At 73.2% G+C, this 11,872-nt stretch carries 12 protein-coding genes; 6 read left to right on the top strand and 6 right to left on the bottom strand.

What is annotated here, in order from left to right:
* Window positions 1-94: 94 nt before the first annotated feature.
* From ACSNOC_RS00270 to ACSNOC_RS00290, 5 genes are all read right to left on the bottom strand, one after another.
* Window positions 95-3,043 carry a SpoIIE family protein phosphatase gene (locus ACSNOC_RS00270; RefSeq protein ID WP_436745117.1) on the bottom strand — a complete coding sequence of 983 codons (2,949 nt, stop codon included), beginning with the start codon at window positions 3,041-3,043 and terminating at the stop codon, window positions 95-97.
* Window positions 3,040-3,615, bottom strand: a complete 576-nt coding sequence (locus ACSNOC_RS00275; RefSeq protein ID WP_436745118.1) for a hypothetical protein — start codon at window positions 3,613-3,615, stop codon at window positions 3,040-3,042. Before ACSNOC_RS00275 ends, ACSNOC_RS00270 begins: the two co-directional genes overlap by 4 nt.
* A gap of 332 nt (window positions 3,616-3,947) precedes the next feature.
* On the bottom strand, window positions 3,948-4,547 hold the full coding sequence (locus tag ACSNOC_RS00280; protein ID WP_436745119.1) for a hypothetical protein: 600 nt from the start codon (window positions 4,545-4,547) through the stop codon (window positions 3,948-3,950).
* 115 nt (window positions 4,548-4,662) lie between these two features.
* Entirely contained in the window at window positions 4,663-6,063 is a 1,401-nt protein-coding gene (locus tag ACSNOC_RS00285; RefSeq protein WP_436745120.1) for a gluconate:H+ symporter, read from the bottom strand.
* Between the two features lie 30 nt (window positions 6,064-6,093).
* Entirely contained in the window at window positions 6,094-6,612 is a 519-nt protein-coding gene (locus ACSNOC_RS00290) for a gluconokinase (RefSeq protein ID WP_436745121.1), read from the bottom strand.
* Between the two features lie 154 nt (window positions 6,613-6,766).
* Here ACSNOC_RS00290 and ACSNOC_RS00295 point away from each other — a divergent pair, with 154 nt between their 5' ends.
* From ACSNOC_RS00295 to ACSNOC_RS00310, 4 genes are all read left to right on the top strand, one after another.
* Window positions 6,767-7,456, top strand: a complete 690-nt coding sequence (locus ACSNOC_RS00295; RefSeq protein ID WP_436745122.1) for a FadR/GntR family transcriptional regulator — start codon at window positions 6,767-6,769, stop codon at window positions 7,454-7,456.
* A 67-nt stretch (window positions 7,457-7,523) separates the two neighbouring features.
* Window positions 7,524-8,012 carry an NUDIX domain-containing protein gene (locus tag ACSNOC_RS00300; protein WP_436745123.1) on the top strand — a complete coding sequence of 163 codons (489 nt, stop codon included), beginning with the start codon at window positions 7,524-7,526 and terminating at the stop codon, window positions 8,010-8,012.
* Window positions 8,013-8,297: 285 nt separating this feature from the next.
* On the top strand, window positions 8,298-8,711 hold the full coding sequence (locus ACSNOC_RS00305; protein WP_326596766.1) for an anti-sigma regulatory factor: 414 nt from the start codon (window positions 8,298-8,300) through the stop codon (window positions 8,709-8,711).
* Between the two features lie 38 nt (window positions 8,712-8,749).
* Window positions 8,750-9,682 carry an RNA polymerase sigma factor SigF gene (locus tag ACSNOC_RS00310; RefSeq protein WP_436745124.1) on the top strand — a complete coding sequence of 311 codons (933 nt, stop codon included), beginning with the start codon at window positions 8,750-8,752 and terminating at the stop codon, window positions 9,680-9,682.
* Window positions 9,683-9,737: 55 nt separating this feature from the next.
* Here the strand turns inward: ACSNOC_RS00310 and ACSNOC_RS00315 are convergent, their stop codons facing one another.
* Complete coding sequence (locus ACSNOC_RS00315; protein WP_436745125.1) at window positions 9,738-10,169, bottom strand: hypothetical protein; 432 nt, start codon at window positions 10,167-10,169, stop codon at window positions 9,738-9,740.
* A 62-nt stretch (window positions 10,170-10,231) separates the two neighbouring features.
* On the opposite strand from ACSNOC_RS00315, the gene ACSNOC_RS00320 reads away from it, so the two are divergent.
* Both ACSNOC_RS00320 and ACSNOC_RS00325 read left to right on the top strand, forming a co-directional pair.
* Window positions 10,232-11,200 (top strand): diacylglycerol/lipid kinase family protein, encoded by a 969-nt coding sequence (locus ACSNOC_RS00320; protein WP_436745126.1) that lies wholly within the window; start codon window positions 10,232-10,234, stop codon window positions 11,198-11,200.
* Window positions 11,201-11,534: 334 nt separating this feature from the next.
* Window positions 11,535-11,792: a WhiB family transcriptional regulator gene (locus ACSNOC_RS00325; protein ID WP_059012246.1), complete on the top strand. Its 258-nt coding sequence runs from the start codon at window positions 11,535-11,537 to the stop codon at window positions 11,790-11,792.
* The last annotated feature ends 80 nt before the right edge of the window (window positions 11,793-11,872 follow it).

Here is an 11,872-nt window from a genome sequence, read left to right on the forward strand (position 1 = left end):
TGCCCGTTTCCGCCCGTTTCCCGGGTCCGGGGCCGCCGCGGGGTCCGGACCGGCCGCCCGGTTCGGGGCCCGCGGGTGCCCGTACCGCGCCCGGTCAGGCCGCCGGGTCGCCGGGGATCCGCTGCTCGGTCCAGATGCACTTGCCCTCCGGCGTGTACCGGGTCCCCCAGCGCTCGGACATCGCGGCGACGAGCTGGAGGCCCCGGCCGCCCTCGTCCGCCGTCGAGGTGTGGCGGATGTGCGGGGTGGTGAGGCTGCCGTCGGAGACCTCGCAGATCAGGGTGCGGCTGCGCAGCAGACGGAGCCGGATGGGGCCCTTGGCATGGCGGACGACGTTGCCGACCAGCTCGCTGGCGAGAAGTTCCGTCGTCATCTCCAGGTCCTCCAGATGCCAGGCGGCGAGCTGGGCCCGGATGTGGTCGCGGGCCTGGCCGGCGGCGATGGGGTCCTCGGGCAGCGGCCAGGTGGCGACGGACTCGGCGGCCAGCCGGTGGGTGCGGGCGATGAGCAGGGCGGCGTCGTCGCCCGTGCCGCGGTCGGCGGGCAGCAGGGTGTCGGTCACCGTGTCGCACAGCGCGTCCAGGTCGTCGCTCCGGGCGGTGCGCAGGATGCGGGCGAGGTGGTCCATGCCGACGTCGATGTCGCGGTGCGGGGACTCGACCAGGCCGTCGGTGTAGAGGGCGAGCAGGCTGCCGTCCGGCAGGTGCGTCTCGACGGTGTCGAACGGCGGGGCCGCCACGCCCAGCGGGGGGTTGGGGACGAGCGTGGGGTAGGTGACGGTGCCGTCCGGGTGGACGGTCGCGGGCGGCGGGTGGCCGGCACTGCCGTACTCGAACTGGCCGCTGACCGGGTCGTAGATCCCGTAGAGGCAGGTCGCGAACCGGTCCTCGCCCAGCTCGCTGACGATGTCGTTGAGGTGGGCGAGGACTTCCTCGGGCGGCAGTTCGAGATCGGACAGGGTGCGCACGGCGGTGCGCAGCCGGCCCATCGTCGCCGCCTCGGACATGCCGTGGCCCATCACGTCCCCGATGACCAGCGCCACCCGGTCGGCGGAGAGCGGGATCACGTCGTACCAGTCGCCGCCCACCTCGGTGCCCAGCCCGGCGGGCAGGTAGCGCGCGGCGGAGGCGACGGCCGGGAGCGAGGGCAACGCCCGCGGCAGCAGCGCCCGTTGGAGGGCACGGGCGCGGTTCGTGGCCTCGTCGTAGAGGCTCGCCCGCTCCAGCGCCTGGGCGACCAGGCCGCTGAGCGCGGTCAGCAGGGTCCGCTCGTCGCCCCCGAGGCGGTGCGGCTGGTCGAAGGAGACGACGGCGACGCCGATGTCGCGGCCCGAGATGGTCAGCGGCAGGAACGCCCAGGCCTGTTTGCCGCCGGCGGCGGCCAGTTCGGCCGTCTCCGGGAAGCGGGCGGCGTAGGCGTCCGCCGACTCGATGAACAGCGGCGCGCGGCTGCGCAGCGACTCGCCCAGCGGGGTCCGGGCGTCGACGGACTGCCCGTGGACGCGGTCGCGGAACTCGGGGGTGTAGCCGGAGATGCCGACGACGCCGAGCCGGTCGTTCTCCAGCTCGAAGACGACGAGCCCGGAGGCGCCGAACGCGGGCAGCACGCCCTCGACGACCGCGTGCACCACGTCCTGCACGGTGACCGCCTCGGCCAGGTGCCGGGTCAGCCGGCCGACCAGCTCCGCCCGTTCGGCCGCCGCCCGCTCCGCGGCCTCGCGCAGCCGCCGCTCGGTGATGTCGGTGATGTAGAGGGTGATGCCGCCGTCCGGCACGGGGACCAGCCGCAGGTGGTACCAGCGGTCGGTGCCCGGCCACGGCACGTCGAACCCGGCGGGCCGCTCCTCCGCCGCCGCCCGGCGGCACCGCTCCTCCAGCTCCGGTACCTCGCGCACCACCGGGACGTCCCACAGCAGCTCGCCGACGAGACCGGACGGGGAGCCGAGCAGGGCCTCGGCGGTCACGTTGACGAACTCGATCCGCCAGTCCGCGCCCACCGCCAGGAAGCCGTCGGTCATGTGCCGCAGCGCCCGGCCCACCGGCTCCAGCGCGGCGTGCGCCTGGGTGGTGTCGCGGAAGGTGCCGTGCATGCGGACCGGCGTGCCCGCGTCGTCCACCGTCACCCGGCCGCGGGCGCGCAGCCAGACGTAGGAGTCGTCCGCGAGCCGCACCCGGTACTCGGCGCCGTAGGGGCCGGGGCTGCGGAGCACCTCCTCGACGCCGTGGATCACGGAGGGCTGGTCGTCGGGGTGGATGAGGTCGCCCCAGGTCTCGACCCAGTCCACCGCCTTCCGCCGGATGCCGAGGGTTTCGAGCATCCGCTCGCTCACGGCGAAGTCGCCGGTGCTCAGGTCCCAGTCCCAGGTCCACGGCGCGCCGGCCTCCCCGGCCTCCGGCTCCGCGCCGCCCTCCGCGGCGGCGGCCTCCGGCCCGGGCTCCGGCTCGCCGAGGAGGTCCGGGGAGAGTCCCTCGGGCCGGGGGGTGGTCAGCCGCACCCGCCCGGCCGCCCACCGGGCCGCCTCCTGGAGGAACACCCACTGCTCCTCCTCCGGCTCGCCGTCCGTCCGGAGGGTCAGCACGGACAGCACGCCCAACGGCTCCTCCCGGCCCGGCAGCGCCACCGACGCGATGCCGACGTCCGCCGGTACGCCGGCGTGGCGGCGCCCCACCGGCGGCTTGCCGGACATCTGCTCGGGTACCTCGACGGTGGGCAGCCAGAGGCACCCGCCCTCCCGGTGCACCCGGGCCGGTGCCGAGTTCCCGGCGTCGGAGATCGTGTCCCACAGGCGGGTGAAGGTCCCCGGCAGTCCGGTGCTGGCCACCAGCCGCAGGGCGCTGCGGCGGATGCCCAGCACCGGCAGGTGGGCCATGCCGCCCAGCCCGCCCAGCTCGGCCGTCGTCTGCTGGAGGGCCGCCAGCAGCACCTCGGTGTCGCCCCGGTCCGGGTCCTGGGCGATGAGCGCCTGCAGCCGGGCGGCCCCGGACCGGCCGTGCGCCGACCGCCGCGACGGGCCGTCGCCCCGTCCGGCGTTCGCGGCGTTCACGGCCGTTCCGTTCCCGCGGGGATCCGCTGCTCGGTCCGGACGTACGTGCCGTCGGCGGTGTGGCGGGTACCCCAGCAGCGGGGCAGCGAGAGGTTCCCGGGCATGGGCGAGGCGAGCCGGATCCGCTCGGCGGTCAGCCGCGCCACCTCGGTGAGGAACGCGCGCCCGGCGCGGCCGGGCTCCCGGTGCGACGGGACGAGCACGGACAGCGAGCCGACCGGTTCCCCCGGCCCGGGCAGCGGCGCCGTAGCCGTCCCGGTGCCCGGGGGCATGCCGGAGGAGTCCGGTCCGGGGGTGGAGCCGCCGGGGGGTGCGGAGCTGTCGCCCTTGATGTTCTCCCACTCCCGGGTGAACGCCCGGGGCAGGCCGGTGCTCGCGACGAGGTGGAGGACGAGGGACGTGCCGCCCGCGCGGAGGTGGGCCATGCCGCCGGGGCCGCCGCGTTCGGCCGCCGCCCGCTGGAGCCCCGTGGTGAGGACGGCGGCGTCCCCCTGGTCGCCGCTCTCGGCCGCGAGCAGCCGCAGCCGCTCCTCCCGCACGCCCCCCGGACCCCCGTCATGCCTGGCGCTCACGGCCGTCCCCGTCCGGGATTCCGACAGATCAGAAAAACCATCCTGAACAACTATATACAGGATCCCGTCGCCCCACCCCGGCCGGAACGGGGCGGAGGCGGGGAGCGAGCGGCCCGCCGCGGGCGGGGCCGGCCAGGGCCTCTCTTCCGGATCTTCGCGGGGCCACGACGCCTGGCATCCCGCCTGGCCGCGTTGCCGAATCGCGCGAGTACGGACAAGTACGAGCTGCGATCCGGCGCCTTGCCAGCGCATGGGGGTACCTCCCGGGCCCCCGAGGGGCCCGGGGGAGCCAGACGCCGCGGCCTGATCCGCGAAGATCCGAAAGACAGGCCCTAGCTGATCGTCGTGGCCCACCGCGGGGAGTCGATGCTCACGAACCAGGACGCGGTGATCACCACGTCGCTGCCGTGCGCGGCGGTGTCCAGGCTCCAGGCCTGCACGGCCTCCTCGGTCCCGCCGGGGGCCAGCGCGCCCTCCAGGAACCCGGCGCCACCGACGGTGGCCGGGGAGGCGGTGGTGCCGCCGGGGGTCTCGGCCATGAAGCGGAGGTCTGCCAGGTCGACCGGCTCGGTGCCCTCGTTCAGGATCGTGACGTCCACCGTGAACGGCGTCTCCCCCGGGGTCACGAAGTCCGCCGGGTCGCTGCCGGTGTACACGGTGGCCGGTCCGACGGTGACGGTGAGGCCGTCCTCCTCCCACGTGTAGGACTGGCCCGGCGACAGTTCCGTGGTCGTCGGCCCCGAGGGCTCGTCCCCGATGTCGCCGCTCCCGCCCGCGTCGCTGTCGGAGCCGCCGCCGCTCGCGCTGCTGCCGGCGTCGTCGTCGCCGCCCCCGAGCCGGTTCCGTTTCCCGCCGCCGCCCCCGCAGGCGCTGACGGTGAGCAGGACCGCCATGACGGCGGCGACGGTCGCGGTGGTGGCACGGAAACGCATGCTGGTGGTCCCCCTCAAGTGCGGTTGTTCCGGGAGGAGTTTGCCGTGCGCCTCCGGCGCCAGGGAGGCCGGTGGGGCGTTCGTGACGCGGCTGTGACGTGCGCGCGGCGCGGCGCTACAGGACCAGGGACAGCAGCAGCACGCACGCCAGCGCGACGACCGAGATCACGCTCTCCATCACCGACCAGGTCTTGATCGTCTGCCCCACGCTCATCCCGAAGTACTCCTTCACGAGCCAGAAACCGGCGTCGTTGACGTGGCTGAAGAAGAGCGAGCCGGCGCCGATCGCGAGGACCAGCAGGGCCGTGTGGGTGGTCGACATGTCGGCGGCGAGCGGGGCCACCAGACCGGCGGCGGAGATCGTGGCGACCGTGGCGGAGCCGGTGGCCAGGCGGATGGCGACCGCGATCAGCCAGCCGAGCAGCAGGGCCGGGATCGACCAGTCCTCGGAGAGGTTCAGGATCATCCGCCCGACGCCCGCGTCGATCAGCGTCTGCTTGAACCCGCCGCCCGCGCCGACGATCAGCAGCACGCCCGCGATGGGGGCGAGGGAGCCGTCGACGGTGGCGGAGAGGCGTTCACGCGTGAAGCCCGCCGCCCGACCGAGTGTGAACATGCCAACAATCACCGCGGCGAGCAGCGCGATCAGCGGCGCGCCGATCACGGCCGTGATCCGCTGGATCCGCGCCGCCGGGTCGTCCACCACGACCTCCACCAGCGCGTGCGACAGCATCAGCACCACGGGCAGCAGCACGGTGGCCACGGTCGCGCCGAAGCCGGGGCGGGTGGCCAGGTCCTCCGACGGGCGCCGCGGAACGAGGCGTTCGGGCACGGGAACGTCCACCCAGCGGGCGGCGAAGCGGGAGAACACCGGGCCGGCGATCACGACGGTCGGGATCGCGACGAGCACGCCGAGGGCCAGGGTGACGCCGAGGTTGGCGTCCACGGCGTCGATCGCCGCCAGCGGCCCGGGGTGCGGCGGGACCAGGCCGTGCATCACCGACAGCCCGGCCAGGGCGGGGACACCGATGCGCATCAGCGAGTAGCCGCCGCGCTGGGCGACCAGCAGCACCACGGGGATCAGCAGCACGATGCCGACCTCGAAGAACAGCGGCAGACCGATGACGCTGGCGATCAGCACCATGGCCCACGGCATCGTCCGGCCGCTCGCCCGGACCAGGATGGTGTCCACGATCTGGTCGGCGCCGCCGGAGTCCGCCAGCAGCTTGCCGAGGACGGCGCCGAGCGCGATCAGGACGCCGACGCCCGCGACCGTCGAACCGAGACCGGCGGTGAAGCTGGCTATCGCCTTGTCCAGCGGCGCCCCGGCGAACGCGCCCAGCGCCAGCGAACCGATCGTCAGCGCGAGGAAGGCGTGCACCCGCAGCCTGGTGATGAGCAGGACGATGACGGCGATGCCCGCCAGCACGGCGATCCCGAGGCGGGCGTCGCCCGCCGAGGTGATCGGCTCGGCGGCACCGGCCGCCAGGGTCTCAACGCTGAGACGACTGTTCATGGTGCGGTGTCCTCGAAGGGTCGGACCCGGTCAGGGTCGTGGGTCTCTCGCGCCGCGGACGGCGGCGAGGGCCAGGCCGGCGGTGGCCTCGGGCGGGCCGGAGACGTCGACGGCGGCACCGGACTCGTCCGCGCCGAGCGGCTCGAGGGCGGCGAGCTGCGAGTCGAGCAGCGAGGGCGGCATGTAGTGGCCCTTGCGCTCCACCATCCGCCGGTGGATCAGCTCCCGGTCGGCGGTGAGGTGGACGAAGAACAGCTCCGGCGCGGCGGCGCGCAGCCGGTCGCGGTAGACGCGTTTGAGGGCCGAGCAGCTCACCACCCCACCGTCCGCGGCGCGTTCGGCGGCCCACCGCCCGATGGTGTCCAGCCATGGCCACCGGTCGGCGTCGTCCAGCGGGACGCCGGCCGTCATCTTGGCGATGCTGGCGGGCGCGTGGAAGTCGTCGCCCTCGGCGTAGGGAACGCCGAGGGCGTCGGCGAGCCTGATCCCGATCGTCGTCTTGCCGGTCCCGGTCACGCCCATGACCACGACCACCGGCGGATGTCCCATGACGCACACACCTCGATGTCCTCGTCGACCGCTTCGCTGCGTGGCTCTTCTGCCCGTCACCTCACTGAAACCGATGAGGTACGACTTATTCAAGAGCCGGTGACCAATAAGTAGTATTTTTTGGGACGGGCAGGCCGGGACATAGGCTGTGCCCATGAGCGGACAGCACGCCCGCGTGCTGGACAGCCTCGGTCCCGCGATCACGGCCGGCGAGTACCCCCCGGGCAGCGTGCTGCGCACCGACGAGCTGGCCCAGCGGTACGACGTCTCGCGCACGGTCGTCCGCGAGGTGATCCGGGTCCTGGAGTCGATGCGGCTGGTGGCGTCCCGCCGCCGCGTCGGGGTGACCGTGCTCCCCGCCGGGGAGTGGAACGTCTACGACCCCCGCGTCATCGGCTGGCGCCTCTCCGGCGCGGACCGGCCACGGCAGTTGCGGTCACTGACCGTGCTGCGGCTGGCCGTTGAGCCGGTGGCCGCCGGTCTCGCGGCGCGGAACGCCACCCCCGAGCAGTGCGCGGAGCTGACCGAGCACGCGCTCGGCATGGTCGCCACCTCCCGGGGCGGGCGGCTGGAGGCGTACCTCGTGCACGACGTGGCGTTCCACCGCGTGGTGCTGCGCGCCTCGGGCAACGAGATGTTCGCGCCGATCGGGGACGTGGTCGCCGCCGTGCTGACCGGCCGGACCCACCACCACGTGATGTTCGAGGACCCCGACCCGGCCGCCGTCACCCTCCACGTCCAGGTGGCCGAGGCGATCCGCGCGGGCGACGCGGCCCGCGCGGAGAGCCTGACCCGCGAGATCACCCTCGGCGCCCTGCGCGAACTCGACGTCCTGGCGCCCTGAGCAGGCGGCGGTGACGCCGAGTTGAGCGCCCCGGCCCGTTGTCGGCCGCGGCGCTTACGCTTGGCCCATGTTCAGCGCGACCAGCCCCCTGCCCCCCGCCACGGCGTCCATGACCCTGCTCGTGGCGGCGGTCGTCGTCCACGACCGGGAGACCGACCGGATCGTGCTCCTCCAGCGCGGCCCCGAGGCGAAGTTCGGGCGCGGCCTGTGGGACCTGCCCGTCGGCAAGAGCGATCCGGGCGAGCCCATCACGGCGACCGCGGTCCGCGAGCTGAAGGAGGAGACCGGCCTGACGGTCGACCCGGCCGACCTCAGGCTGGCGCACGTGATCCACGCGGCGCACGGCGTCGAGTCACCGAACGGATTTCTCACGGTCGTCTTCGTCACCCACCGGTGGCGCGGCACCCTGGTCAACGCGGAGCCCCACAAGCACTCCCGGGTCGCCTGGGTGAGCACCCGCGAGATCCCCGAGGAGATCGTCTTCTCGGCGGACCGCGTCATCGAGCGCTGCCTCGGTGCGGACGGGCCGGGGATCACGCTGCACGGCTGGGCGTGACGGCGGGACGGCCACCGCCCAGTACGATCAGCGGTCATCACGGGGCGCCGCGTACCGGAGGCGCACAACGCCGGGAAGAATCACAGGAATTGACGCTTCCCGGCTGGCCACACTATGCACCGAATGCGTTACGATGAGTAATACCGCCGAGGTGGTCACGACGGAAGCCCCGCTGAAGCGCAGGCGACAGCGCGCCATGGATCGCGATAGCGTCGCAGGGCGCGCCAGGCCACCGGAAGCGGTGCCGGGAGCGCTCAACGGTTGAGAGTCTCTGTGGAGGTGAGGGTGTCCCCAATCCCAGGTGAGCCCGGATCGCAGGACTTCGTGGAAGTCCGGCTGCCGGCGGCTGGTGCCTATCTGTCGGTCCTGCGCACGGCCACGGCCGGTCTCGCGGCCCGGCTGGACTTCACCCTCGACGAGATCGAGGATCTCCGCATCGCGGTGGACGAGGCCTGCGCCATCCTGCTCCAGCAGGCGATTCCCGGCAGCGTGCTCGACTGCGTGTTCACACTGGTCGGAGACGCCCTGCGGGTGACGGTATCGGCGCCCACCACCGAAGGGCACGCGCCCGAGCGGGACACCTTCGCCTGGACGGTTCTGACGGCGCTCGCGGGCGAGGTCGAATCGGCCGTCGGTGAGGACAAGACGGTCAGCATCAGCCTGCACAAGAAGCGCGGCGCCGCCCCCGGAGCGCCGTGACCGGCGCGCAGGGGCCGCCAGGGGACGAGGGGGCCGAGGTGAACGAAGTGGATCAGACGGCGGCGACGGCCGGGCGGGAAGCGACCGGCGCTGCCATTCCCGGACAGACAGGGCGGACCGGACAGACGGAGCGGGCCGCGCCCGCGGAGCGCGCCGAGCGGCCGGAGCCGGCGAAGCAGCCGAGCACGGCGGCGCGGCGGCGCGCGGCGGCGGACCCGCAGGACAGGGGCGCGGCGCGCGACCTCTTCATCGAGCTGCGCAAGCTCCCCGACGGCTCGGCGGAGCGCGCCGAGCTGCGCAACAGGCTGGTCCGGATGCATCTGCCCCTGGTGGAGCACCTGGCCCGCCGCTTCAGGAACCGCGGGGAGCCGCTGGACGACCTGACCCAGGTCGCCACCATCGGCCTGATCAAGTCCGTGGACCGGTTCGACCCGGACCGCGGCGTCGAGTTCTCCACCTATGCCACCCCCACGGTCGTCGGCGAGATCAAGCGGCACTTCCGGGACAAGGGCTGGGCGGTGCGGGTGCCGCGCCGGCTCCAGGAGCTGCGGCTGTCGCTGAGCCAGGCGACCGCCGAGCTGTCCCAGCAGCACGGCCGCGCGCCCACGGTGCACGAGCTGGCCGAGCGGCTGAGCATCTCGGAGGAGGACGTGCTGGAGGGTCTGGAGTCGGCGAACGCGTACAGCACGCTGTCGCTGGACGTGCCGGACACCGACGACGAGTCCCCGGCCGTGGCGGACACCCTGGGCGCCGAGGACGACGCGCTGGAGGGCGTGGAGTACCGGGAGTCGCTCAAGCCGCTGCTGGAGGAGCTGCCGCCGCGCGAGAAGAAGATCCTGCTGCTGCGCTTCTTCGGGAACATGACGCAGTCGCAGATCGCGCAGGAGGTCGGCATCTCGCAGATGCACGTCTCCCGCCTGCTGGCCCGCACCCTGGCCCAGTTGCGCGAGAAGCTGCTGGTGGAGGAGTAGCGCCCCGACGCCCCGCTCGCCTCTCCCGGCTCGCCTCTCCCGCCCGGCCCGCTGCTCAGCCCTCCCGGGGGCCGATGCCCAGGGCCTCGGTCGCCGTGGGGTTCATCAGGCATGCCAGCACGGTCACCGCGGACGCCGCCAGGGCCACCGCCGCCAGCGGCCACAGGCCGCCGCTGCCCAGCAGGGTGAAGGCGATGGGCAGCGCCAGAAGCTGCATGATCACGGCCGGGCCGCGGCTCCAGCGCCGCAGCAGCCACAGCCCGCGCCCCGCCGCGAGCGGCAGCGCGGCCAGGGCGAGCAGCGTGACGGCGCCCGTCACGGCCTGGGCGAGATCCGCCGAGTCGCCGGCCACGGCGACGCCGGTCATGACGATCCCGAGCACGACGAGCACCAGCCCCTGCACTCCGCTCAGCGCGGCGGCCACGCTCACCCTGCGCGGACGCTCGATGACAGACCGCGCGGTCTCTTCGGCGCTCTTCTCGCTCACCGGGCCAGCGTATCCCCCACCGACCGCGCCTCCCCCGCCCTGGCCTGGGTACTCTGCTTCCCATGCGCGCACTTCTCGTGGTCAACCCGGTCGCCACCACCACCAGTGCGCGGACCCGCGACGTTCTCACCCACGCGCTCGCCAGCGACCTGAAGCTGGAGGTCGCGGAGACCGAGTACCGGGGGCACGCCAGGGAGCTGGCCCGGCAGGCCGCCGAGCAGGGGACCGCGGACGTGGTGATCGCCCTCGGCGGCGACGGTACGGTGAACGAGGTGGTCAACGGGCTGCTGCACCACGGGCCCGACACGGGCGACCTGCCGCGCCTCGCGGTCGTCCCCGGCGGTTCCACCAACGTCTTCGCCCGCGCGCTGGGTTACCCGAACCACGCGGTGGAGGCCACCGGCGCGCTGCTGTCGGCGCTGCACGCCGGGTCCGAGCGCGCGATCGGCCTGGGCCTGGCCACCGGGACGCCGGGCACGGCGGACGCCGAGACGCCGGCCCGCTGGTTCACGTTCTGCGCGGGATACGGCTTCGACGCGGGCGTGGTCGGGCGGGTCGAATCCCAGCGCGAGCGGGGGAAACGGTCCACGCACGCGCTGTATCTGCGGCAGGCGATGCGGCAGTTCTTCGGCGACCCGCGGCGCACGCGGGGCACGATCTCGCTGATTCGGCCGGGGCAGAACCCTGTTGAGAAGCTGGCGTTGTCGATAGTGTGCAACACGGCTCCGTGGACGTTCCTGGGCAACCGCCCGGTCTTCGCGGCGCCGAGGGCGTCGTTCGACACCGGTCTGGACGTGCTGGCGCTGTCGCGCCTGTCGTCCGCCGCGCTGACCCGGTACGGAACGCAGTTGTTGCGTTCGTCACCCGAGCGCGGGCCGCACGGCAAGCACGTGGTGTCACTGCACGACGAATCCGCGTTCACCTTGCAATCGCAGGTGCCACTCCCGTTTCAGCTCGACGGGGACCACCTGGGGGTCCGCACGAGTGTGTCGTTCACAGGCGTGCACCGTGCACTGCGTGTGATTGTGTGAGCGGAACCGGCAAAAGTCCTTCCACTCGAACGTTTAGCGCAGCCTCCACCCGAGGGAAGTAGGGCTGTGAGCTAGGCGACACCGAGGATTCAAAAAAAACTTGCTGGAAGGGGTTGTGCCGACGCCCGAGGTTTGCGAACCTCTTCATGGCGATCGGGACGGCCGAACCATCGGCCCCCTTGAGAGCCCGAATCCTCTTCTCCACCTCTGCGGGTCCGCAGCGAGGGTCTCCATGTGAAGACGCTTGAGTAACGGCTTGTATTTGTGGGGGGATTCGTGAAAGCGTTCACATTCACAAGCAATGTAACTGCAACGTGCAGGAGATGGAGCAGACATGGACTGGCGTCACAGCGCCGTTTGCCGCGAGGAGGACCCCGAGCTCTTCTTCCCCATCGGCAACACCGGTCCTGCGCTGCTGCAGATCGAGGAAGCCAAGGCCGTCTGCCGCCGCTGCCCCGTCATGGAGCAGTGCCTGCAGTGGGCCCTGGAGTCCGGCCAGGACTCCGGTGTCTGGGGCGGAATGAGCGAGGACGAGCGCCGCGCCATGAAGCGCCGCGCCGCCCGCAACCGGGCGCGCAAGGCGAGCGCCTGACCCCCATTTGCTGCCCCGAGCCGTAGCACGCGCAGCACCCGAGGTGCATATCGCGATCGAGCGTTGAGCCCCGGCCCGCG

This window comes from Streptomyces sp. URMC 129 (assembly GCF_051386415.1).
Lineage (GTDB): Bacteria > Actinomycetota > Actinomycetes > Streptomycetales > Streptomycetaceae > Streptomyces.

Bases quoted from the DNA above. Each gene is read 5' to 3' on its own strand.
- ACSNOC_RS00280 (WP_436745119.1), bottom strand. From the start codon at position 4,547: ATGCGTTTCCGTGCCACCACCGCGACCGTCGCCGCCGTCATGGCGGTC.
- ACSNOC_RS00285 (WP_436745120.1), bottom strand. From the start codon at position 6,063: ATGAACAGTCGTCTCAGCGTTGAGACCCTGGCGGCCGGTGCCGCCGAG.
- ACSNOC_RS00290 (WP_436745121.1), bottom strand. From the start codon at position 6,612: ATGGGACATCCGCCGGTGGTCGTGGTCATGGGCGTGACCGGGACCGGC.
- ACSNOC_RS00295 (WP_436745122.1), top strand. From the start codon at position 6,767: ATGAGCGGACAGCACGCCCGCGTGCTGGACAGCCTCGGTCCCGCGATC.
- ACSNOC_RS00300 (WP_436745123.1), top strand. From the start codon at position 7,524: ATGTTCAGCGCGACCAGCCCCCTGCCCCCCGCCACGGCGTCCATGACC.
- ACSNOC_RS00320 (WP_436745126.1), top strand. From the start codon at position 10,232: ATGCGCGCACTTCTCGTGGTCAACCCGGTCGCCACCACCACCAGTGCG.
- ACSNOC_RS00325 (WP_059012246.1), top strand. From the start codon at position 11,535: ATGGACTGGCGTCACAGCGCCGTTTGCCGCGAGGAGGACCCCGAGCTC.